The organism is Actinoplanes siamensis (genome assembly GCF_016862395.1).
GTDB lineage: Bacteria > Actinomycetota > Actinomycetes > Mycobacteriales > Micromonosporaceae > Actinoplanes > Actinoplanes siamensis.
Map to the genome: position 1 here is coordinate 101,793 of NZ_BOMW01000012.1, position 21,203 is coordinate 122,995.

The following is a 21,203-nucleotide window of genomic DNA, read 5'->3' on the forward strand; positions in this document are numbered from 1 at the left end:
CTCAATCCTTCCGGAACGGGTCACCGCCCGGTCGTGGCCGCGACCGTGTCGTCAGTCCCCGGCGCGTGGCCGTCCGCGCCGCCGAACGCCGCGCCCCGGGCCTCGCCGTCGTCGCCGCCGCTGAACACCCGGGCATCCGCCGGCGCGTCCACCCTCCGAGCCTGACGCACCGGCGCCACCCCGTCGTCGAGTTCGTCGAGCTGGGTGCGCATCCGCGGCAGGGCGCCGCGCTGGTTCTCCCACATCCAGCCCACCAGGCGCTCGCGGACCAGGCAGCGCAGATCCCAGAGCGCCCCCGCGTCGGCCGCGCTGACCAGCGCGCGCAACCGGATCGTCCCGCCGGTCGCCTCGGTCACCTGCAGCACGCAGACCCGCTCGTCCCACAGCTCGGAGTTCTCGCAGACACGCCGCAGCTCGGCCCGCAGCGGCTCGATCGGCGTCGACCAGTCCACGTCGATCTCCGCGGTGCCGAGCACCGCGGACGTGCTGCGGGTCCAGTTCTGGAACGGCTTGGTGGTGAAGTACGAGGTGGGCAGGATCAGTCGCCGGTCGTCCCAGATCTGCACCGCGATGTAGGTCAGGGTGATCTCCTCGATCCGGCCCCACTCGCCCTCGACGACCACCACGTCGTCGACCCGGATCGCGTCGCTGAACGCCAGCTGGATGCCGGCGAAGACGTTCCCCAGAGTGCTCTGCGCCGCCAGAGCCGCGATCACCGAGACCAGACCGGCCGAGGCCAGCACGCTGGCGCCCAGCGCGCGGATCCCCGGGAAGGTCATCAGCACCACGCCGACGGTCAGGATCACGATCGACGCGACGGTGACCCGGCGCAGCATCACCACCTGGGTCTTGATCCGCCGGCGGCGCAGGTTGTCCGGCACGTCGGTGCGCCACCGGGCGAGGGTCATGTCCTCCAGGACCAGCAGCAGCGCGGCCACCAGCCAGCCGAACGCGGCGATGCAGCCGATCACCAGCGCGTGCACCACACCGGTCCGGCCGGGGAAGTCGCCACCCCAGACCCGGACCGCCTGCTGGATCGCGATCAGGGTCAGGGTCACCAGGAACGGGCGGTGCATGTTGCGGGCCAGATCGGCGGCGAGCGCGGACCGGCGGCCGATCCGGATCATCGCCCAGTGCGACGCCTCGACGACCACGATGGCCGCGACGGCAGCCCCCGCGACACCGAGAACGGCTGTCAGAACGCTGGACACGAGGCTTTCCTCTCCATGATCGAGTGCTGTGCCAGCGCTCCAATTTGCCCTCTCCGGTGGCCGGCACACACCCGAACGGCGGATGTCGGACACAGCTCACACCGTGCCGCGCCGGGATGTCAGTCAGATCTTGAGATCCCGGTCGTGCCCGCGGCCCCGCCTCGGGCGTACCGCGAATCGGATTGTGCCTCTCAGATCCGGAGAGGCGGCCACGCCGGTGGCCCCGCTCCCGGCGTACCGCCGATCGGCTTGTGAATCTCAGATCTTGCGATATTTGGCCTGGGCGAAGCAGTAGGCCCCGAACGCCGCGATGCCGGCGGCGATCAGCACCAGCAGCCAGACCCCCCACGGGTGCCCGGCCAGGGTCTTCAACGCCGCGTCCAGGCCACGGGCCTTGTCCGGGTCGTAGGTGACCGCGGCCGTGACGAACAGGACGCCGGCGATCGCGTACGCGGTGCCCTTGGCCAGGTAACCGGCCATGCCGAGCCGGACGATCGGCTGCCGGGTGGACGCCGGCATCTGCTGGGTGTTCAGGTGCTTGGTGAACTTCCTGCGCAGGCCGTAGACGAAAATCCCGATGCCGACGCCGAGCACCGCCAGGCCGGCCAGCCCGACGAGCCAGCGCCCGCCGGTGGACTGCATCAGCCCGGACGACTTGCTCTCGTAGCTGTCGCCCATCGAGGCGTTGGCGCCCTGGACCACCTTGACCGCCATCCAGCCCAGGTAGACGTAGAGCACCGCCCGCACGCCGGAGAGCACCCGCTCGGCGACCGCTGTGCGGTTCTGCTCACCGCTCTCCCCGACGACCGCCTCGAAAGCCTGCCAGATCGCCATGGCGGCCAGGCCGATCGCGATGATCACGAGCAGTGTCTTGCCGTAGGAGTGGCGGGCCAACTCCTGCAGGGCGCCCGACTGGTCGCTCTCCTGGCCGGAGCCGCCGAAGGCCACCTGCAACGCGATCCAGGCGAACAGCAGGTGGATGATGCCGTAGCCGACGAACCCGCCCCGGGCCAGATACTCCAGAGGCTTGCTGTCGGCCGCGCGCGACGCGTGGTATTTGACGTTCGAGGCAGTGGAGGACATGCCCCCCAATGTGACCGAGCGCGCCGTCCGTCAAACTCCGGGTGCTATCGGGAGACCTGCACCTGGATCGCGCTCGGCGTCACACTCTCCAGGGACACCTGCAACCCGGCCACCTCCACCGCCTGCTGGCCCTTGGTGAGCGTGATCTGCTGGCCGGCCACCCGCAGGGTCACCGTGTCGTCGTCGGCGCTGACGAACTCGGCCTCCACGCCGAGCACCTCGGCGCTGGCGCTGGTCTCCCGCTGGATGGTCACCGTGCACTGATCGACACCACAGTCGACGCCGTCGCCGCCACAGCCGCCGACGAGCAGAGCCGCTCCGAGAGCCGCGGACACGGCAAAATTCTTTAAGATCGACACCCTTTTCACGGTACGTGGCCGGAGCCACCCCAAGCCGTGGATCCGGTCCCGCGAGGAGGCCTTTCGTGACTGACCACCTGGTGCACGACAACGTCGCGGCACACCGTTTCGAGCTCGCGGTGGACGGCGAGGTGGGGGCGCTGGCCAGTTACCGGATGCGCGGCGAGGACGTGGTCGTCGTCCTGCACACCGAAACGCACCCGGATCTGCGGGGCCAGGGGCTGGCCGGTGAGCTCGCCCACAAGACGCTGGACCGGCTCCGCGATCGGGGCCAGCGGATTGTGCCAGCTTGTCCGTTCTTCGCCCGCTACATCGGCGACCATCCGGAGTACGCGGACCTGGTGGCCCACTGAGCGGGCCCCGGCATCCGGGACAGCCCCCACCCGGGAACCACCACCATCCCGAGCCCAGCCGCGCACGGTCCCCTCCACCTGCGCGTAACGGCCACGAACCCAGCCGAACGAGCCGGGCTGGCAGTCATGGTTGCTTCAACTCCCGGACACGACCAGGAGTTCCGGCCGGGAGCCCACCACCGCAACCGGCGAATCGGCAGGAACCGGCCGACCACGCCGCCCGGCAACCAATCCCAGCCATCCACCACCAAGACCGGCGGCGCAAAGCGCAACCCACCCCAGCCACCCACCACCAAGACCGACCGCCCCACCCCACACCGCGAGCGACAGCCCCGGAAAAGCAGCCCAAACCGCGAATTCACCCGATCGGGCCGCACCGCAAGTCTTCACACCCCGCCCACCCAGGGGGCTGACCCCTGACCACCATGACTCGGATGGGTGATCTTGGCCGGGGCGCCTGTGGACAACCCGCCACTGTGGATAACTCCCGTTGATCTCCGCGGGGCTGGGAGGATCAGGCGGCGACCGGCTCCGGGACGTTCGCGCCGGCGATCAGCTCGGCGGCGGCGAGACCGCAGGCCCGGGTCGCGCCGAATGTCGCCACATGGATGCCCCCGAGGACGGTGACCGGAATGCCCATCTCCACCACTATCGCGTCCGGGCGCGCGGCCAGGACACCGGCCAGCGTGTCCGCGATCCAGCGGTGCCGGTGCACGTCACGGACCACCAGGACGAGCGGGCGGCCGGCCGCGCCGGCCAGCACCACGCTCGCCGGGTCGCTCAGGCTCTCCAGGTCGTCCGCGCCCAGGCGGACCGAGGTGGTGCCGGGCAGCAGTTCGGCCAGGGGCGCGCCGATGCCCCACGGGGTTTCCTCGCCGATCGCGATGTTCCGCGGCGGGGCGAATTCCACGACGTGCGGGACGCCGGTGACGGGCAGTTCCGGGGCGCCTTCGGCGCGGGTCACCCGGACCGCGCGGCGGGCGGCGTCGAAGCCGATCCCGGAGAGGGGTTGCGGTCCGCGGACCACTCCGGCCTCCCGCTGGGTGCGGGTGGTCCACGCGCCGAGCGCGCGCACCCGCGCCACGGCGTCACGCAGCCGCGCCTCGGGCAGTTCGCCGGAGAGCACCGCCGCGACGATCGCGTCGCGCAGCCGGATGGCGGTCTCCTCGTCGGCGTGGTCGCCGCCGACACAGATCGCGTCCACCCCGGCGGCCAGCGCGCGGACCGTGGCGCCCGCCAGGCCGAAGCGGCGGCGCACGCCCTGCATCTCGATGCCGTCGGTGACGATCAGGCCGCCGAAGCCGAGTTCCTCGCGCAGCAGCCCGGTGAGGATCCGCGGGCTGAGGGTGGCCGGCAGGTCCGGGTCGTATGCCGGGACGAGCAGATGACCGGTCATCACGACCTGGGCGCCGGCGGCGATCGCGGCGCGGAACGGGACGAGCTCGCAGGCGGCCAGCTCCTCGGCGGTGCGGTCGATCAGCGGCACGTCGTGGTGCGAGTCGACGCTGGTGTCGCCGTGTCCGGGGAAGTGCTTGGCGCAGCCGGCCACGCCGTACGTCTGCAGACCCCGCACGAATGCGGCCGTGTGCCGCGCCACCAGTCCGGGCTCGGCGCCGAACGCGCGTACGCCGATGACCGGGTTGTCGGGGTTGTTGTTGACGTCCGCGTCCGGGGCGTAGTCGAGGGTGATGCCCGCCGCGGCGAGTTCGCAGCCCAGGTCCCGGGCGACCGCCTCGGTGAGCAGCGGGTCGTCGATCGAGCCGAGCGCCAGGTTGCCCGGGCGGGAGCTGCCCAGCCGCGATTCGAAGCGGGTGACGTCGCCGGCTTCCTCGTCGATGGCCACGATGACGTCCGGGCGCTCGGCGCGCAGCTGGGCGGTCAGCGCGGAGACCTGGGCCGGCGACTCGACGTTGCGGGCGAACAGGGCGACCCCGCCGAGGCCCTGGCCGAGCCATCGGCGGACCCAGTCCGGGGCGGAGGTGCCGACGAAGCCCGGCTGGAGGACCGCGGCGGCAAGTTCCGGCAATTCGCCGTGCTTGGACATGATCCCCCGTACCTCCGAATGAATAGACGAACGCCTATGTGAGCGTTCTCCCCCGTTCGGGGACCTATGGTCACACCACTCACCGTCATCAGTCAACAAACCTTTCTATTAGCTGTGGCCGATACCCGATAGAGTGGCGTGGTGCCGCTCACCCCCCTCGCGGAAGCCACCGTCGACTGGTCCCAGGTGCATGCCGTCCGTCTGCTCGGCGTCGCTCTGGCCGTGCTTTTCCTGCTCTGGGCCATCCGCCGCATGTTCCGCGGCAAATAGGGGTACACAGGCGGCCCGATGAAACTCCCCATCTACGGCCCCCGCCTGCGCAAAGTGGCCCGCACCCACTTCGGTTGGCCGTCCCTGCGCCCCGGCCAGTTCAAGCCGATGCGCGCCGTCCTGCGCCGCAAGGACGCCCTGGTCGTGCTCCCCACCGGAGCCGGCAAGTCGGCCATCTATCAGATCCCGGCGGTGCTGCTGCCCGGCCCGACGGTGGTCGTCTCCCCGCTGCTCGCCCTCCAGCAGGACCAGATCTCCGCGCTCAACGAGCGGAACGACCCGAAGATCCGCGCGGTCCGGGTCAGTTCCGCGGAGACGCCACGCGAGCAGCAGGAGGCCATCGAGGAGCTTCGCGCCGGCCGCGCCGAGTTCCTCTTCATCACCCCCGAGCAGCTGGCCAACCCGGAGCGGCTGGCCGAGGTCAAGGCCCTCAAGCCCGGCCTGGTGGCGATCGACGAGGCGCACTGCATCTCGGCGTGGGGGCCGGACTTCCGGCCGGACTTCCTGGCGCTCGGCGAGATGATCAAGGAGCTGGGCAGCCCACCGGTGCTGGCGCTGACCGCTACCGCGTCGCCGCCGGTGCGCGAGGACATCATCAACCGGCTGCGCCTGCGCAATCCGGAGATCCACGTGTCCGGCCTGGACCGGCGGAACCTGTTCGTCGAGGTCACGCACTGCCCCGACGAGGCGTACCGGTGGCGGCGGCTGACCGCGATGCTGGACGAGGGACAACGACCCGGCATCGTGTACGTCCCGACCCGCCGCGCCGCCGAGGAACTGGCCGCCCGTCTCACCGAGGCCGGGTACCCGGCGGAGTTCTACCACGGCGGGATGGCGGCCGGCCTGCGCGAGCAGCGGCACGAGGACTTCACCGACGACAAGATCGACATCATGGTCGCCACGTCGGCGTTCGGCATGGGCATCGACAAGCCGAACATCCGCTGGGTGGCGCACATGGCGCTGCCCGACTCGCCGGACAGCTACTTCCAGGAGATCGGCCGGGCCGGGCGCGACGGCGAGCCGGGGCGGGTGCTGCTGCTCTGGCGCGCCGAGGACGAGGCGATCCAGCGTTTCTTCAACGGCGGCGGGCCCGACGTCGAGGAGCTTCGGGAACTGGCCGGGGTCCTGCACAAGGGACCGACGACGAAGACCGCGCTGCAGAAGGAGACCGGGCTGGGCCCGCGCCGCGTCGGGCAGTACCTGGCGCTGCTGGAGCAGGCGGGCGCCGTCCGTACCGGGAAGCGCAGCAAGCTGACCGTGCCGGCCGGCGCGCCGCTCCCGGCCGAGGCCGCCGAGGCCGCGGCCGCGGAGTACGAACGGCAGCAAACCGTGATCAAGTCGCGGACCGACATGATGCGCGCGTTCGCGGAGAGCCGGCAGTGCCGGACCGAGACGCTGCTGGCGTACTTCGGCGAGGAGATCCGGGGGACCTGCGGCCATTGCGACAACTGCGCGGACGGCAGCGCCGACGCGGTCAACGCGGTGGAGGAGGAGGGGCCGTTCCCGGTGCACAGCCAGGTCCGCCACGGGGAGTGGGGCACCGGGATGGTGATGGGGTACGAGGAGGAGAAGATGACGGTCCTCTTCGACACGGTCGGCTACAAGACCCTCTCGGTGCCGGTCGTGGTGCAGCAGAATCTGCTCACCGCGGCTTAGGGAGCGGCCCGGCGCGCCCGGGACAGCCGGTATCCATGGCAGGGCACGAAAGCAAGACCGCGCGGCGTACGCCCGTGGCTGAGCGCGAAAGCTTAACCGCGCGGCGTACGCCCGTGGCGGGGCCTCAGGGGGCCACCGCCTCGCGGAAGCGGGCGGCGGCGCCGCCGGAGATCGCCGGCCCGTGGCCGAAGACGGCGTGCTCGAAATCGCGCTCGGCCAGCCGGGCCAGGCTCTGCACGGCCCGCTCCGGATCGGCCACCACGGTGAGCCCGGTCACCCGACCACCGGAGCTGGCCGCGGCGTCGCCCGCGAACAGGACGCCCCCGGCGCGGTCGAGCAGGAAGCACAGGTGTCCCCGGGTGTGCCCGGGCGTGTGCAGCGCGGTGAATCCCGGGATCGGCTCGGCCCCGTCCCCGGCCAACTGGTCGACTCTGGTGGGCTCGACCCGGCCGATCCGCCGGAAAAGGAACTTCTTCAGCCGGCCGGCGGGCTCCTCGGCCGGGAAGGCGCCGTTCACGAACGGCGCCTCCGCGGCGTGCGCGATCAGCCGGGCCCCGGTGCGCTCGCGCACCTGCGCCGCGCTGCCCGCGTGGTCGGGGTGGTGGTGGGTGAGCAGGATCGCGGTCACCTCGCCCAGGTGCCGCCCGATGCCCCGCAGCGCCCGCTCGATCACCGCCGTCTGCCCGGGCAGGCCGGTGTCCACCAGCACCACGCCGTCGTCGGTCCGGACCGCGTGCACGTTCACGTTGACGTTGCCGAATCCCAGGCGGAGCTCGAAGACCCCGTCGACCACTTCCCGCACGCCGCACAGTCTCTCAGGAGCCACCGCCGGCCGGTCCATCAGGCGGACCCGAGTTCGCAACACGGGGTTAACGGAGCATGTCGGGTGAGCCACGACATGATCGGGTAGAGGGGTGGTGAGACGGTACCGGCACGGTGGTGCGAAAGAATGCGCTGTCGGCCACCGACGGAAGCGAAAGGAACCCGAGTGACGGACGAACCGCTCTACGCCCAGCTGGGCTTCACCGACGCCGAGTGGGGGCTGCTGGTCGGCCTGCCGCACGCGGTGCTCACGGCGGCGAGCGCCGCCACCCCCGACAGTGCCCGCAAGACCCGGGCCGAGAGCGCGGCCGGCCTGAGCCGCATCTCCGACGCCCGGGCCTCGGCGAGCACCCTGGTCACCGCGGTCGCCACGGCCGCCGTGGCCGAGGCCGGGGACCCGGAGCTCGGCGAGGAGCCGCCGGTGATCGAGCCGGCCGACCCCGGCGCGTACGCCAAGGATGTCCTGGGCCGGGCGGCCGAGGCCGCCGCCCTGCTCTCCGCGAAGGCCTCGGTGGCCGACGCCGAGACCTACCGCCACTGGCTGCTGGAGATCACCGACGCGGTGGTCGGCGCGGCGTCCACCGGCGGCCTGCTCGGGCTCGGCGGCGAGACCGTCACCGAGGACGAGCGCACCTTCCGGGACCACCTGGCCAGCGCACTGGCCGCCTGACCCGGCCGGCCCGGGGCCCCGGCCCCGGGCCACGAAGGTCCACGCCCGCGGCGGCGCGACCGGGAAGGATCAGCCCGGCGCGCCCCGGTAGGTGCCGAAGGCCCACAGATTCCCCTCGGGATCGCGAACGGCGAAGTCCCGCGAGCCGTAGTCGGTGTCGAACGGCTCCCGCACCACCTCGGCCCCGGCCGCCCGCGCCCGCGCGAACAGCTCGTCCGGCTCATCGGTCACCACGTACGCCCCGAAGGTCCCCGGACGCAACGCGAACGAGTCGTCCCGGGTCGATCCGAGCATGATCCCGCCGCCCGGCGGCCAGTCCAGCTGGGCGTGGTCCACCCGGTCCCCCTCGCCGTACGTCACGGTCTCGACGAAGCCGAACGCCGCCACCAGGAAGCGGATCAGCGCCCGGGCGTCGTGTGCCCGCAGCGTCGGCCAGACCTGCGGGGGCGGTGGTGTCCTCTGATCAGTCATGATCTCATCCTGACCGGTGGCAGCCGCGGCCGCTCGGACCAGACCGAACTCCTCCGCCAACCACCGGGACGGGGCACATCCGGCGAACGCCTGGACGTCGCGGACCAGGTGGGACTGGTCGGCGTACCCGTGCTCGGCGGCCAGGCCGGCGAGCCGGCGCGTACTCGTCGACAGTCGCCCGCACAGCACGCCCCCTGACATCTGTCGATGGCATGGCAGTATCGGGACGTGTCGCGGGCGGTGGTCAGCGGGGCCGGTCCCGCCCGGCGCCCGCCGGGCTGATCGGAGGGCTGGATGGAGAACCGCCCCTCCGGATGGACGCCGTCGGGGAGAACCCTGGCCACCGTGGTCACCGGTGTCGGCCTGGGCCTGCTGGGCAACCTGATCACGAACGAGATCGATCCGCCGGACTCCTGGTCGCCGTGGTGGCCGCGCGGGCTCTGGGCCGCCCTCGGGGTGCTGATCGTCGTCACCTGGCTGCTCACCGACGTACGCCCGGAGCAGGCCGCCCGGGTACGGCGCCGGCGGCTGTTCGCCGACTCGGTGGTCAGTGCCCTGGTCCGGATCGGCGAGAAGGAGAACTGGCGGGACGTCCGCTTCGCCGAGCTGCAGGCCGAGCTGGAGGTGCAGGACGACAGGCGCCGGCTGCGGCGCCCGCGCGGCCCGCGCCGGGTACGGTCGCTGACCCGGGCCATGCGGCAGAGCCGGGACCGGCTGGTCCTGCTGGAGGGCGAGCCCGGCGCCGGGAAGAGCGTCGCCCTGCGCCACCTGGCTCTGCGCCTGGGCCGGCGGGCCGCCCGGCGCTTGTTTCCCGGCCGGGTCGTCCCGCTCTACCTGAACCTGAAGGAGCTGCGCCGGTCCGGCGGCGAGCTGAGCATCAGGGACTTCGTGATCGCCTCGGTGAGCCGGTCCGGCGCGTTGCTCGCCGAGGAACTGGACGAGGGGATGCGCCGGGGGACCTGGCTGTTCCTGTTCGACTCGTTCGACGAGATCCCGGAGATCCTGACCGCCACCGAGGTGGAGCCGGTGGTCGAGGAGTACGCCGATGCCATCCACGAGTTCCTGCACACGATGAACGCCAGCCGCGGCATCGTGGCGTCCCGCGAGTTCCGCGGCCCGCGCCGGTTCGGCTGGCCCCGGTTCACCGTGCTGCGGCTGACCACCCGGCAGAAGCGGGAGCTGATCCGGCGCGCCCGGCTCACCGCGGCGCAGGAGAGCCTGCTGCTCGGCGGGATCACCGCGAACGAGGGCGCGCTGGGGCCGTTCTCCGACAACCCGATGCTGCTCGGCCTGCTCACCGGCTACGTGGCCCGCAACGGCACGCTGCCCCGGGCCTCGCACGAGGTCTTCGAGGACTTCGTGGCGGACCGGCTGCGCCGCGACGCCGGCCGGGTCCGGCAGCGGTTCGGGCTGGACGGCGCGGCGGTGCGGTCGGCCGCCGAGCAGGCCGCGTTCTGCATGGCCGCCGAGCCAGGGCTCGGCCTCTCCCCCGGCCACGACGAGCTGGCGGCCGCTGTCGCCCGGCGTTTCGGCCCGCGACCGGCGCCGCGGGCCGGCCTGGACGCGCTGGCGCTGGTGCGGCTGGCCGGCGGCGAGGACCGGTTCAGCTTCGTGCACCGCCGGTTCCAGGAGTTCTTCGCGACCGCGCTGGTGCTCCGCGACACCTCGCTGGTGTCCGCGGAGCGCCTGCTCACCGACGGTCGCTGGCGGGAGACCGCGGTGACGCTGCTGCAGACCCACGACGCGGCGGCCACCACCGAGCTGATCGAGGAGGCCGGGCGCCGCCTGCGTGCGGCGATCCCGGCGCGCTCCCGGGCGAAGCGTTTCACCTGGCCGTCCGGGGTGCTGCACCTGCTCTCCGTGCTGACCGCGGGGCTCGGCGCCGCTTCGGTGACGCGGATCGGCGCGCCGGTGCGCGCGCTGGTCGGGCGGTTGCTGCGCCGGGCGTACGAGAAGGGCTCCCGCACCGACCGGATGTGGGCGATCGAGAACGCCGCGCTCGCCCCCGACCCGGAGCGCGACGAGCTGCTCGACCGCGCCGCCGCCGGTCCCAGCCTGATGCTGCGGGAGACCGCGTTCGCCCAGGTGGGCCGGCTGCGCTCGATGACTCCGGCGCTCGAGCGGCAGGTGCGCGCGATCCTGATCGGGCAGGCCGCCACCGGCCGGCTGTGGCGGGAGCGGGCCACCGTGGCGGCCGGTCTCCGGCGCCTGCCCGAGCCCCGGCCCTTCCTGCAGCTCTACGGCGTGCTGCTGCTCACCCCGGCGGCCGACGCGCTGGTCGTGGCCACGTATGCGGCGCTCGGCCTGCGCCGGGCCGGCCTCACCGGCCCGCTGGTCGTGGTCGCCACCCTGGTCGAGACCTTCATCCTGCTCGGCTTCCTGCTCTGCTGCGTGGTGGCCGGCGCCCCGGCGCTGGGCTCCCGGTCCGCCCGCTGGGCCCGGGTGGTCGGATCGGTCCCGCCCGGCGCGTTCCGGGCGTTCACGGTGATCGGCACGCTGGTCCGGACCTTTCTGCTGTTCGCGGTCATGCTCGCTGTCCTGCCCGCGGCCGGGCCGGTCGCCGTCCATCTGGCGCTGTGTTTCCACGCCTACCTGGACGCCGCGGCGAGCCCGCGCCCGATCCCGCTGCGGTGGCTGTGGGCGGCGCCGGTGGTCTGGCTGGCGCACCGGTCCACGGCCGTGCGGCGGATCCCGCGGCGCCACCTGATCGCCCCCGCGCTGGGCGTCCTGGCCGTTCTGGTCCTGGCCACCGGCGGCCGGCCGGTCCTGGCGTTCTGGAGCGCCTACGTCAATCCGGTGACCGAGTCGTTGTCCCGGGTGCTGCTGGCCCTCGGCCTGCTGATCGCCGCGGGATGGTCGGTGTTCCGCTGGTGGTCGAACCACCGGGACCAGCGCCGGGTCACCGCGCGGGCCGGCGCCGGCCCGCTGCGGCTGGCCGACATGCGCGCCCTGCTCACCGCGATCGAGACCGACCACGGCCTGTCCGTGCTGGTCCGCGGCCTACGCCGGGGCCGGTTCAGCGCCGAGCCGGACGCCGTGGAGCACCTGCGCGTGCTGGAGGCGGGCGACGGCCCCTACCGCGTCAAGGCCAGCGAGACCACTCTGGACGAGATCGCCCGGCTGCTCGCCGACCGCCGCCCCGCGGCCTGAGCAGCCTCACTCCCGGCCCAGCAGGCCTCGGGCGCGGGTCGTTGGCGACGATCCGGTGGACGGCGAGCACCGAGCCGACCGCGTGCCGCGGGTTGCCGGTGCCGACCACCTCGACGCGGCCGCGTCGACCGGCGAGCGAACTCCTGCATCAGGCGACCACTTCCGGTTCGGCCTCGGCGGCGGGCCGGCGCACACCGGTCACCGCGGAGTAGACCGAGCCGATCTGCGCGGCGACCCGCTTCCAGGAGTACGCCTGCCGGGCCCGGTCCAGGGCGGCCGTCGCGTAGGTGAACCGCCGCACCTTGTCGTTGACCAGGCGGCGCAGCGCGCCGCCGAGCGCCCGCGGGTCACGGGCCGCGACCAGGTCGCCGGTCAGGCCGTCGACCACCGTTTCGCTCAGCCCGCCCTCCGCGGCCCCGATGATCGGCACGCCGCAGGCCATCGCCTCCAGCGCCGACTGCTCCTCCCAGGGCCCGGCGACCAGCAGGTCGGCGGAGCGGTACCAGCTCGGCATCTCGCGGTGCGGCACCGCGCCGACCAGCCGGAGCCGGTCGGCCACCTGGAACCGCTCGGCGAGCGCGCGCAGCGACCTGGCGCCCGGGTCGGCGGGCAGCTGGTCCGGCGACGGGCCGCCGACGACCACCATCTCGGCGCCGGGGACGTAACGCATGGCCTGGATGACGTCGCCGTACCGCTTGTGCTCGACCAGCTTGCCGACCGCGAGGATGCGGGTGCGCTCCGGGTCACGCGGGGCGATCGGGCCCTCCGGGGTGAAACGCTCGCTGTCCACGCCGGCCGGGACGACGGTGAGCTGCGCCCGCGGCACGCCGATCCGGACCAGGCCGCGGACCTCGTCCTGGGTCTGCGCGACCACCCGGTCGACGGCCCGGCCGAGGGCCCGCTCGTAGCCGGTGCGGGACGGGCCGGCCACGCCCGGCTCGATCGCGCCGAGCTCGTGGAACGACTGCACGACCGGGATGTCGAGCTGCCGGGCGGCGGTGACGGCGGCCAGGCCGCTGGTCCAGAAGTGGGCGTGGGCGACGTCCGGCGACCAGCCGTCGCGCTGCCAGTGCTCGCCGAGCAGCCGGGCGAACTCGCCCATGTGCGGGAGGAGCTCGTCGGTGGGCAGCGGCTGGGCGGGGCCGGCCGGCACCTGGACGACGTGCACGCCGTCCGCTACCAGTTCGGCCGGCTCCTGGCCGGTGCGCCGGGTGTACACCCGCACCTCGTGCCCGAGATCGGCGAGCGCCCTGGACAGGTCGGCGACGTGAGCGTGTTGGTCGCCCACGCCGAGCGGGCTGGCGTACTCGGAGATCATCGCAATCCGCACGGGCTCTCCTCGGGGCGACAGATACGACTGTGATAACGGCGTGCTTCGTTGCCCGGCTGCTCCCAGCGTAAACATCGTCGCCGGCCACGCGCCGGCTTGCCGCGGCAACGGTGGCCGTGTTCGCCCGGTGGCGTGCCCGCGGCCGGCTCGATCTCGGACCAACGACTCAGCCGGGCCGGGAAGGCGCCCGGGGAGGTCCGTCGTTAAGCCGCCGCGGCGCCGGGTAAGAGCCATCCGTGGCTACCGTGACCCGCACCGTCCAGGCCCCGCCCGACCGCGTCTTCGCCGTCCTCTCCGACGGCTGGAGCTACAGCGACTGGGTGGTCGGCACCTCGCACATCCGCGACGTCGAGGACTCCTGGCCCCGGCCCGGCTCGCAACTGCACCACAAGGCCGGCCCGTGGCCGTTCTCGCTGCACGACTCCTCGACCGTGCTGGAGTGCGTGCCCGGCCGCGAGCTCAAGATCCGGGCCGGGCTGTGGCCGCTCGGCGAGGCGGTGGTGGACATCCTGCTGGAGCCGGCGTCCGGCGGCGGCACCCGGGTCGTCATGCACGAGGACTTCGAGTCCGGTCCGCTGCTCTGGGTCCGCAACAAGATCAACGACCTGTTGCTGCACCAGCGCAACGTCGAGGCGTTGCGCCGGCTCGCCGACATCGCCGAGGCGCAGCACGATCACCGGTAGATCGAGCGCTGCGCGGCCGCGACGGCCGCGCGGTAGGCGGCTCCGCTCAGCTTCCGGTCCCGGGCCAGCGCCGCGCGCGCCGCGTTCGCCCCCGGCGCCCCGTGCACCCCGCCCCCGGGATGCGCCGAGGAGCTGCCCAGGAACAGCCGGTCGACCGGCGTGTCCGCCCGCCCCAGCCCCGGGACCGGCCGGAAGAACAGCTGCTGGAACGCGGCGGACGTGCCGCCGCCGAGGGCGCCGCCGACCAGCGACGGGTTCTCCTCCTCCAGGTCCTCGGGCGAGAACACGTTGCGCCCCACGATCCGGCTCCGGAACCCGGGCGCCTGGTCCTCGATCACCCCCTCCATCCGCTCCACGTGCGCCGCGATCTCGTCCGCCGGCCAGCTCTCGCGATGCGGCAGATGGGTGTACGCCCAGGCGCTCTCCGTGCCCTCCGGTGACCGGGTCGGATCGGCCGTGGTCATCTGCCCGAGCAGCAGGAACGGGTGGTCCGGCACCTCCCCGGTGGCGAGCTCGGCGGAGTACCGGGTCAGCCCGTTCAGATCCGCGCCCAGGTGCACCGTGCCGGAGCCGGCGACCTCCGGGTTCTTCCACGGGATCGGCCCGTCCAGCGCCCAGTCCACCTTCACTGTCGCCCCGTCCCACCGGAAGTGCGCCAGGTCCTCCACCATCCGCGGCGGCAGCCAGCGCTCCCCGACCAGGTTCAGGAAGAGCGACGGCGCCGGCACGTCGGCGATCACCGCGCGCCCGGCCCGCCAGTCCCGCCCGTCAGCGGTCCGCACGCCCATCGCCCGGCCGCGCGCCACCAGGACCCGGCTCACCGGCGCCGAGTAGACGATCTCGCCACCTCGCGCCGTCAGCCGTCCGACCAGCGCGGACGTCAGCCGCCCGGCCCCGCCGACCGGTACCGGCCAGCCGACCTCCTGGCCCAGCATGGCCAGCAGCCACCCGTAGACCCCGCCGCCGGCCTCCTCCGGCGACAGGTCGGTGTGCAGCGCGCAGCCAGCCAGCAGCGCCCGGGCGCCCTCCCCGGCGAACAGCTCGGAGCCCAGCTCACGCGCGGAGAGCACGAGCCTGCGGGCCAGCCGCAGCGTCTGGCCGGTGCCCAGCCGCCGGACCAGGCCGAGACCGGACCGGACCGGGGGGAACGGCCGCGTGATCGCCTCCAGCATGCGGCCGGAGACCTTCGACCAGTCCCGGTACGCGTTGCGCCACCGCTCGCCGTCGCCGGCCGCGAACGCCTCCACCGACGCCATCGTCCGCTCGATCTCGCGATGCACCGTCGCGGCCCGCCCATCGGGCAGCAGATGGCTGAAAACGCTCGGCGCGTGCGTCCAGGACAGGCCGTACCGTTCGAGTGCCAGCTCGCGCATCACGGGCGAGGCGTAACCGAGCGGATAGAACGCGCTGAACAGGTCGGACAGGTACCCGGGCGCGGTGATCTCCCCGGATCGCACCGCGCCGCCCGGTTCGCCGGTGGCCTCCAGCACCCGAACCGTCCAGCCGGCGTCGGCCAGGATGTTCGCCGCCACCAACCCGTTGTGCCCCGCTCCGATGATCACCGCATCAACCGTGTCCACATTCGCACGTTAGCCACGTTTAGCCCCCAACCGCGAGGGCACCCCTCATTCATGGAACGGGGAAACAGCAAGCACGGCACGGTGCTCGACGAGCAGATGGCCCAAGAGGTGCGAGGCAGCATCCAGGGCACCGCAGGCGGACGGGCCGAGGAATGGCACACGCCCGAGCCGGCCGGCGAAGACCAGCCGGAGGTCACCGTCGCGCCCAACGGCGATTTCGGCCGGGGCATCCCGGACGGTGTGGGAAGCGCCCACGGCGAGGCTCTCAGCCGGTTCGGGAGCTTCCTGAGCAGATCCGCCTTCCCGGGCGACCGTGCCGCGCTGGAGGCCTCGGCGCGGACGATGAACGCCCCGGACGACGTGTTGCGGCGCATCGCGTCGCTGCCGGAGGGCAGGACGTTCCAGAACGTCGCCGAGGCATGGCATGCGAGTGAAGGAGGAACCGCGTGAGCACGGTCACCGAGTTCGTTGACGTCAACGTCCCGGTCCGCACCTGCTACGACCAGTGGACGCAGTTCGAGGAGTTCCCGCGCTTCATGGAGGGCGTCGAGGAGATCCAGCAGCTGGACGACACGCACATGCACTGGAAGACCAAGATCGCCGGAGTGGAGCGCGAGTTCGACGCGAAGATCACCGAACAGCTGCCCGACGAACGGGTCGCCTGGACCGCCACGCAGGGCGAGAAGCAGGCCGGTGTGGTCACGTTCCACCGCTTGGACGACACGCACACCCGGGTGACGGTCCAGCTCGACTTCGACCCGCAGGGCTTCGTGGAGACCGCGGGCGACAAGCTCGGCCTGGTGGACCGCCGGATCAAGGGCGATCTGCACCGCTTCAAGGAGTTCATCGAGAGCCGCGGCGGCATCACCACCGGCGGCTGGCGGGGCCAGGTGCACCGCCCCGGTGCGTGATCTCCCCCTGCTCCCGCGACGGCCGCCCCTCCGGGGCGGCCGTTTCTTTCTCCCCGCGCGCCGGCGTCCCGGTCCGCTTCGCTCCCGCCCTTTCGCGGCCGATCACGTTCCGGCCGTCTCCCGCGCCGCCTTCCGCCGCCGATCACGTTCCGGCCGCCTCCCGCGCCGCCTTCCGCCGCCGATCACGTTCCAGCCGTTTCGGGGGCCACCGCCCGGGTACGCGAAAGTCATGACTGATCGACCGGAAGGCGCCTGGCGCGACGAGGAGAAGCTCCCGTTGAAGGACCTGAAGCAGGCCATGGCCACGTGGGACACCGACGGGCAGGACGAGCCGAACGACAACGACACCGGCAACCAGCCGGGCGACAATGTGCGGCCCAGCACCGTGGGGCCCAGCGGACCGCAGTGATCAGCGCGTTCGCGGCCGGGCCCGGACGTTCCGGCGCAGGAGCACACTGCCCGTCCCGGCCGCCGCGCGGACCTCGTACCGATCGGCGGCCCGGTGCCAGCCGTCCTCCTGGAGGACCGCGCCCATCGGCGTCCCGTTGCTGGTGGTCCACGGAGTGACCACCGCCCCGGCGCCGCCGTCCAGCCGGATCCGGAACGGCGCGGACGTGTCGGCGGCCAGCACCACGGCGCCCACCCCGCCGGTGAACGTCACCGGCACCGTGCCGGCCGGCTCCGGCAGCCGCACCTCGGCAAGCCCGCAGGCCCCCAGGTCGATCCGGCCCACCCGGCCGCCGCGCAGGTCCAGCTGCTGCTCCCCCGCCCCGGCGGGCAGCCGGAGATCCCACCGGAGGTCCCGGTTCAGCACGATGCGTACCTCATCCAAGCCGTCACTCCCGGTGGCCCGCAGGCGCACCTCGACCCGGCCACCGCGCCGCGTCACCACCGGCGCCACCCCCGCGTCCGGCGCCGAGCTGACCCGGTAGAGCAGGCCGGGCAGGGTCGCCGTCCGCACCTGGATCCGGCTGGCCGCGTCGTGCACCGTGAGCCACGCGCCGGTCCGATTCGGCAGCGGACCCGCCTGAACCCGATCGGTCACCGGCGGTACCGGATCCGTCTCCGGAGCCGATTCCCTGGTGTAGCCCGCCACAACCGCTCCCACCAGCGCGAACGCCCCGATTGCGGCGACTGTTGAGCGACTCCGGCGCAAGGTTGGGTGCACGATCGGACAACGGAGAATCGGCCGAACGGGTGACGGCGTTCTCGGCTTGCCGAGCCAGACTTTTCGGGTGCGATCTGCCGGATTCCTGTCTGAACGTCAGCGCCGCCTCGCGTGGGTCGGCTTCTTCCTGGCCGCTTTCCAGGCGCCTCTGGCCGCGAAGCTCATCGATGACGCGTCGTGGTTCTTCGCCGTCGTCGTCGCTCTCGTAGTCGCGACGGTCATCGTCGCCGACGACGCCCAGCGTCGCCGCCCCGAGCCCGCCAACTACCCGGAGTAATTCCCGACGAACGATCAGGGCCGCCCGGCGCGGTCCTCTCGTCCCGGTTGAGGCAGGGCCCCCGGCGCGGTCCTCTCGTCCCGGCCACCCCGTCCCGCGGAGGTGGCCGCGCCGTTACCTGCCCGGCGTCCAGTGCCTGCCCGACGCTCAGCCGGGCAGTGACTCGTGCCCGCGCCGGCCGTGGGTGCGCCGCCGCTCCTTGAGTTCCGCCTCGTAGAGGTGGCGCCGCCCACCCGCGAGCTCGTCCCGGGCGTCCCGCTCCACCTGCCGGAACTCGCTGTAGTACCCGTCGTCGTACTCCTCGACGATCTGGAAGGTCCAACGCCCCGGGATGACGTTGCGCCCGATCAGCTCCCGCTCGATCCGTTCCGCGATCGCGGTGTGCCCACCCTTGCGGAACAGTGACACGGCCTCGTCCAGCATGAAGTCGGCGGTCCCGGTGAGCTGGTGCAGCGAGTACAGATGCCCGCGCACCCGTTCCACCGTCTCCAGTGCCTCGCTCAGCTTCCCGAGCGCCTCCACCGTGACGTCGTCCAGCCCGTCCGGCCGCCGATGCGCCGCATCCGGCCCGTCCGCCTGACCCGCTGGCCCGTCCGCCCGCTCCGGCCCGTCGTTCTCCTGCCGTGCCCGGCCGCTCCCGGCGCCGTCCGGCAACCGCTCCGCCTGCCGCGACCCGTCGTTCTCCGCCCCCGCCATGGCTCCCTCTCCTTCTTCGGCTGCCGCTCTCGTACCCGCTTCACCTCCTCCCGAACAACGTCGTTCCGGCCACGCGGCCCGGCAGCTTCAACCGAGCTGCACCGGTGGGGAGAACCGTTGGCTACCCGGCCGTCTCTACCTTTCTTCTCATGAATGGCCTGTTCAGCAACGCCGCCGCCCGCGCCGCCCTCCGCTCCGCCCACGCCTCGCTGGCCGACCTCACCGCCACCGTCGGCGTCAGCGGTCTCGCCGCCGCCCAGTCGAACCCCGGCCTCATGTCGGTCATCGACCAGCACGCCGCCGGCGTCCGCGACAGCCTCAACGCCGACACCCGCCCGCTGACCGCGATCCTGCTCGCCGCCTACGCCGAGGGTGTCCGCGACGCCGCCTTCCAGCACGGCTGGGTCGCTCCGGACGCCGAGATCGACTGGTCGGAGAACGACTGGGTCCTGCGCCGCCTGCTCGCCGTCTGCATGCTGGCGCGCACGCTCCCCACCTCGCACTGACCGGGCGGGCCCGCCCGTCCCCGCCGGACCGCTGGTCAGCACCAACCTCCGCGACATCCTGAGCGCCCAGTCACCTCCAGGGCCGGCCCCGCACCCGCGGCGCCGGCCCTGCTCACGTCCCAGCCCTCGGCGACATCCCGGCTCCGCAGCCTCAGGTGTCGTCCCGGGAGTCGGCCGCCCGCTTCTGCTCCGCACCCGGCGGCGAGACCACCTGGGTCCGATCACCGTCGTCACCCTCGCCGATCACCAGAGTCCGATCCGGCCCAGGCGACGGGATCACGGTCGTCTCCTCGTCCCCCGCGCCCTGCGTGACCACCGTGGTCTCGCCGCCGTCCTCCGCGCTCCGCTCGGCCGCCGGGGCGGTCCCATCGTCACCGGACCGCACTGCCGAGGCCGTCGCCCCGTCGCCGGACCCGGCAACCGCCGTGTCCCCGTCAGGTCGCCCGGAGCCCGGCCGAACCCCGGGCCTGATCACCGCGGTACCGGGCGTCGCCGGGCGCGCACCCGGATCGGTCGGCTCGTCGTCACGGCCGAACCCGGGGATGAAGTGCAGGGCGTCGTCCTCCGGCATCGCGATCACCTCGGTCCGGTCGTCCTCCGGCTCCCCGGCCCACCGGTTCGCCGCCCGGCGCTCCCGCTCCTGCGCGACCCGGCGCTCCTCGGCCGCCCGCCGCTCCTGCACGGCCCGGCGCTCCTCCACGGCGCGGGCCGCACGCTCGATCTCGGCCTGGCGGGCCGCCTCGGCCCGGCGCGTCTCCTCAGCCCGGCGCGTCTCCTCAGCCCGGCGCGTCTCCTCCGCGAGCCGCCGTTCCTCGACCCGGCGAGCTTCGGCCGCGAGCCGCGCCTCCTCGGCCTTGCGCGCCTCCTCCGCGCGCCGGGCCTCCTCCGCCTTGCGCGCCTCCTCCGCCCTGCGCGCCTCTTCCGCGCGGCGTTCCTCCTCGGCGCGGGCGGCCGCCTGGCGGGCCCGCTCCTCGGCGAACGCCCGGGTCCGCTCCCGGATCGCCGCCGACTCCACCGCCGCCTGGTCCAGCCAGCCCTCCCAGCGCCGCTGCATGGGCCGGATCAGGCCACCGCCGACGCCCACGACGATCACCCCGGCGACGGTGACCAGCACCGTGATCAGCAGTGGCCGGGTGACGGTCGTGGCGATGCCGATCTGGTCCAGCCCGGCGATCGCTGCGAGCGTGACGATCACCCCGGCGACCACGTTGGCCACCACTCGGGCGTAGCCGAGGTCGCCGAGGGCGTCGCGCACGAGATCGCGCGCGACGCCGGCCACCGCCACGGCGGCCACCACGATCAGGATCGCCACGAACGCCTGGGGCAGCCAGGCGATCAGCGAGTTGAGCAGGGTGCTCACCGGGTTCGGCCCCCACAGGCCGAAGGCGAGCTGCAAGGCGATCAGCAGCACCGCCCAGTAGGCGAGCCGGGCGCAGAGGGCGACCGGGTCGGTGCCGCGCAACAGGCGGCCCGCCGGACCGCGCTGGACGGCCCGGTCCAGGCCGGCGCGGCGCAGCGCCTTCGCCGTGATCGTCCGGGCCAGCCGCGCCAGTAGCCAGCCCACCAGCAGCACCGCGACGAACGCCAGGGCGACCGGCACATGGAGCACCAGAGATCGCCACATGTCGCTGAGTCCACGGCTCAACCCGTCACCGGTCATCCGCTGCTCCCGCCCTCTCGTCGCCTCCCCCGACAGGTGTATCACCCGCCTCCGACACATCCTGGACGACCGGAACAAGTCGATGAGGTACGTCGATCAGCGCCTCGGACGCACGTCACCGGCCGCGGGACCGGCGGCCGAGTCCTTGGAGACGACGACGGTCGACGGCCCCCGGGGAAAGCCTCCGGGTGCGTCGACGCGCACGGGAGCCGGGAACGCCGTAACCGAGAGATCGGGATTGTCCGATGAGGCGGATCGCACGAAGGAATCGGCCCGCCGCCACCCCTCGGCGGCTCCTGCGGC

22 protein-coding genes are annotated in these 21,203 nt (G+C 73.2%); 11 read left to right on the forward strand and 11 right to left on the reverse strand.

Annotation, left to right across the window (positions count from 1 at the left end; genetic code table 11):
• Positions 1–20 precede the first annotated feature (20 nt).
• The 3 genes from Asi03nite_RS05280 to Asi03nite_RS05290 all read right to left on the reverse strand — a co-directional run bounded on the left by Asi03nite_RS05280 (position 21) and on the right by Asi03nite_RS05290 (position 2,629).
• Positions 21–1,211, reverse strand: coding sequence for a mechanosensitive ion channel family protein (locus Asi03nite_RS05280; protein ID WP_239102401.1), 1,191 nt, complete (start codon positions 1,209–1,211; stop codon positions 21–23).
• A gap of 258 nt (positions 1,212–1,469) precedes the next feature.
• On the reverse strand, positions 1,470–2,294 hold the full coding sequence (locus Asi03nite_RS05285) for a DUF1206 domain-containing protein (RefSeq protein ID WP_203677263.1): 825 nt from the start codon (positions 2,292–2,294) through the stop codon (positions 1,470–1,472).
• Between the two features lie 44 nt (positions 2,295–2,338).
• Entirely contained in the window at positions 2,339–2,629 is a 291-nt protein-coding gene (locus Asi03nite_RS05290; protein ID WP_239102402.1) for a hypothetical protein, read from the reverse strand.
• Between the two features lie 89 nt (positions 2,630–2,718).
• On the opposite strand from Asi03nite_RS05290, the gene Asi03nite_RS05295 reads away from it, so the two are divergent.
• Positions 2,719–3,006, forward strand: a complete 288-nt coding sequence (locus Asi03nite_RS05295; RefSeq protein WP_203677265.1) for a GNAT family N-acetyltransferase — start codon at positions 2,719–2,721, stop codon at positions 3,004–3,006.
• 514 nt (positions 3,007–3,520) lie between these two features.
• Here the strand turns inward: Asi03nite_RS05295 and Asi03nite_RS05300 are convergent.
• A complete protein-coding gene (locus Asi03nite_RS05300) occupies positions 3,521–5,053 on the reverse strand; it encodes a glycoside hydrolase family 3 protein (protein ID WP_373872090.1) in 1,533 nt (510 codons plus the stop codon).
• Between the two features lie 138 nt (positions 5,054–5,191).
• Here Asi03nite_RS05300 and Asi03nite_RS38435 point away from each other — a divergent pair, with 138 nt between their 5' ends.
• On the forward strand, positions 5,192–5,320 hold the full coding sequence (locus Asi03nite_RS38435) for a hypothetical protein (protein WP_275409326.1): 129 nt from the start codon (positions 5,192–5,194) through the stop codon (positions 5,318–5,320).
• Between the two features lie 18 nt (positions 5,321–5,338).
• Positions 5,339–6,976, forward strand: coding sequence for a RecQ family ATP-dependent DNA helicase (locus Asi03nite_RS05305; RefSeq protein WP_203677267.1), 1,638 nt, complete (start codon positions 5,339–5,341; stop codon positions 6,974–6,976).
• Positions 6,977–7,100: 124 nt separating this feature from the next.
• Here Asi03nite_RS05305 and Asi03nite_RS05310 read toward each other — a convergent pair whose 3' ends face one another.
• Positions 7,101–7,778, reverse strand: a complete 678-nt coding sequence (locus tag Asi03nite_RS05310) for an MBL fold metallo-hydrolase (protein ID WP_239102403.1) — start codon at positions 7,776–7,778, stop codon at positions 7,101–7,103.
• Positions 7,779–7,964: 186 nt separating this feature from the next.
• Between Asi03nite_RS05310 and Asi03nite_RS05315 the strand changes: the two genes are divergently transcribed.
• Positions 7,965–8,468, forward strand: a complete 504-nt coding sequence (locus tag Asi03nite_RS05315) for a hypothetical protein (protein ID WP_203677268.1) — start codon at positions 7,965–7,967, stop codon at positions 8,466–8,468.
• A 69-nt stretch (positions 8,469–8,537) separates the two neighbouring features.
• On the opposite strand, the gene Asi03nite_RS05320 is transcribed toward Asi03nite_RS05315, so the two are convergent.
• The gene (locus tag Asi03nite_RS05320; RefSeq protein ID WP_239102409.1) at positions 8,538–9,140 is read right to left on the reverse strand and encodes a VOC family protein; all 603 of its coding nucleotides are present in this window, start codon (positions 9,138–9,140) and stop codon (positions 8,538–8,540) included.
• A 93-nt stretch (positions 9,141–9,233) separates the two neighbouring features.
• On the opposite strand from Asi03nite_RS05320, the gene Asi03nite_RS05330 reads away from it, so the two are divergent.
• Positions 9,234–12,089 (forward strand): NACHT domain-containing protein, encoded by a 2,856-nt coding sequence (locus Asi03nite_RS05330; RefSeq protein WP_203677269.1) that lies wholly within the window; start codon positions 9,234–9,236, stop codon positions 12,087–12,089.
• A gap of 148 nt (positions 12,090–12,237) precedes the next feature.
• On the opposite strand, the gene Asi03nite_RS05335 is transcribed toward Asi03nite_RS05330, so the two are convergent.
• Positions 12,238–13,419, reverse strand: a complete 1,182-nt coding sequence (locus Asi03nite_RS05335; protein ID WP_203677270.1) for a glycosyltransferase — start codon at positions 13,417–13,419, stop codon at positions 12,238–12,240.
• A 236-nt stretch (positions 13,420–13,655) separates the two neighbouring features.
• Here Asi03nite_RS05335 and Asi03nite_RS05340 point away from each other — a divergent pair, with 236 nt between their 5' ends.
• Positions 13,656–14,102, forward strand: a complete 447-nt coding sequence (locus Asi03nite_RS05340; RefSeq protein ID WP_203677271.1) for an SRPBCC family protein — start codon at positions 13,656–13,658, stop codon at positions 14,100–14,102.
• Here Asi03nite_RS05340 and Asi03nite_RS05345 read toward each other — a convergent pair.
• Positions 14,093–15,682 carry a phytoene desaturase family protein gene (locus tag Asi03nite_RS05345; protein WP_203677272.1) on the reverse strand — a complete coding sequence of 530 codons (1,590 nt, stop codon included), beginning with the start codon at positions 15,680–15,682 and terminating at the stop codon, positions 14,093–14,095. The genes Asi03nite_RS05340 and Asi03nite_RS05345 overlap by 10 nt on opposite strands.
• A gap of 51 nt (positions 15,683–15,733) precedes the next feature.
• On the opposite strand from Asi03nite_RS05345, the gene Asi03nite_RS05350 reads away from it, so the two are divergent.
• The 3 genes from Asi03nite_RS05350 (at position 15,734) to Asi03nite_RS05360 (ending at position 17,002) form a co-directional block, all read left to right on the forward strand.
• Entirely contained in the window at positions 15,734–16,132 is a 399-nt protein-coding gene (locus Asi03nite_RS05350) for a DUF2795 domain-containing protein (protein ID WP_203677273.1), read from the forward strand.
• The gene (locus tag Asi03nite_RS05355) at positions 16,129–16,593 is read left to right on the forward strand and encodes an SRPBCC family protein (RefSeq protein ID WP_203677274.1); all 465 of its coding nucleotides are present in this window, start codon (positions 16,129–16,131) and stop codon (positions 16,591–16,593) included. Before Asi03nite_RS05350 ends, Asi03nite_RS05355 begins: the two co-directional genes overlap by 4 nt.
• A 229-nt stretch (positions 16,594–16,822) precedes the next feature.
• The gene (locus Asi03nite_RS05360; protein WP_203677275.1) at positions 16,823–17,002 is read left to right on the forward strand and encodes a hypothetical protein; all 180 of its coding nucleotides are present in this window, start codon (positions 16,823–16,825) and stop codon (positions 17,000–17,002) included.
• On the opposite strand, the gene Asi03nite_RS05365 is transcribed toward Asi03nite_RS05360, so the two are convergent.
• Complete coding sequence (locus Asi03nite_RS05365) at positions 17,003–17,638, reverse strand: hypothetical protein (protein ID WP_239102410.1); 636 nt, start codon at positions 17,636–17,638, stop codon at positions 17,003–17,005.
• A gap of 190 nt (positions 17,639–17,828) precedes the next feature.
• On the opposite strand from Asi03nite_RS05365, the gene Asi03nite_RS05370 reads away from it, so the two are divergent.
• On the forward strand, positions 17,829–18,038 hold the full coding sequence (locus Asi03nite_RS05370; RefSeq protein WP_203677276.1) for a hypothetical protein: 210 nt from the start codon (positions 17,829–17,831) through the stop codon (positions 18,036–18,038).
• Positions 18,039–18,185: 147 nt separating this feature from the next.
• Here the strand turns inward: Asi03nite_RS05370 and Asi03nite_RS05375 are convergent, their stop codons facing one another.
• On the reverse strand, positions 18,186–18,575 hold the full coding sequence (locus Asi03nite_RS05375; RefSeq protein WP_203677427.1) for a hypothetical protein: 390 nt from the start codon (positions 18,573–18,575) through the stop codon (positions 18,186–18,188).
• Positions 18,576–18,883: 308 nt separating this feature from the next.
• On the opposite strand from Asi03nite_RS05375, the gene Asi03nite_RS05380 reads away from it, so the two are divergent.
• Positions 18,884–19,240: a DUF6401 family natural product biosynthesis protein gene (locus tag Asi03nite_RS05380; protein WP_203677277.1), complete on the forward strand. Its 357-nt coding sequence runs from the start codon at positions 18,884–18,886 to the stop codon at positions 19,238–19,240.
• A gap of 151 nt (positions 19,241–19,391) precedes the next feature.
• Here the strand turns inward: Asi03nite_RS05380 and Asi03nite_RS05385 are convergent, their stop codons facing one another.
• Entirely contained in the window at positions 19,392–20,864 is a 1,473-nt protein-coding gene (locus Asi03nite_RS05385) for a mechanosensitive ion channel family protein (RefSeq protein WP_239102411.1), read from the reverse strand.
• Positions 20,865–21,203 lie beyond the last annotated feature (339 nt).

Bases quoted from the DNA above. Each gene is read 5' to 3' on its own strand.
- Asi03nite_RS05285 (WP_203677263.1), bottom strand. From the start codon at position 2,294: ATGTCCTCCACTGCCTCGAACGTCAAATACCACGCGTCGCGCGCGGCC.
- Asi03nite_RS05305 (WP_203677267.1), top strand. From the start codon at position 5,339: ATGAAACTCCCCATCTACGGCCCCCGCCTGCGCAAAGTGGCCCGCACC.
- Asi03nite_RS05320 (WP_239102409.1), bottom strand. From the start codon at position 9,140: ATGTCAGGGGGCGTGCTGTGCGGGCGACTGTCGACGAGTACGCGCCGG.
- Asi03nite_RS05330 (WP_203677269.1), top strand. From the start codon at position 9,234: ATGGAGAACCGCCCCTCCGGATGGACGCCGTCGGGGAGAACCCTGGCC.
- Asi03nite_RS05350 (WP_203677273.1), top strand. From the start codon at position 15,734: ATGGAACGGGGAAACAGCAAGCACGGCACGGTGCTCGACGAGCAGATG.
- Asi03nite_RS05360 (WP_203677275.1), top strand. From the start codon at position 16,823: ATGACTGATCGACCGGAAGGCGCCTGGCGCGACGAGGAGAAGCTCCCG.
- Asi03nite_RS05380 (WP_203677277.1), top strand. From the start codon at position 18,884: ATGAATGGCCTGTTCAGCAACGCCGCCGCCCGCGCCGCCCTCCGCTCC.
- Asi03nite_RS05385 (WP_239102411.1), bottom strand. From the start codon at position 20,864: ATGTGGCGATCTCTGGTGCTCCATGTGCCGGTCGCCCTGGCGTTCGTC.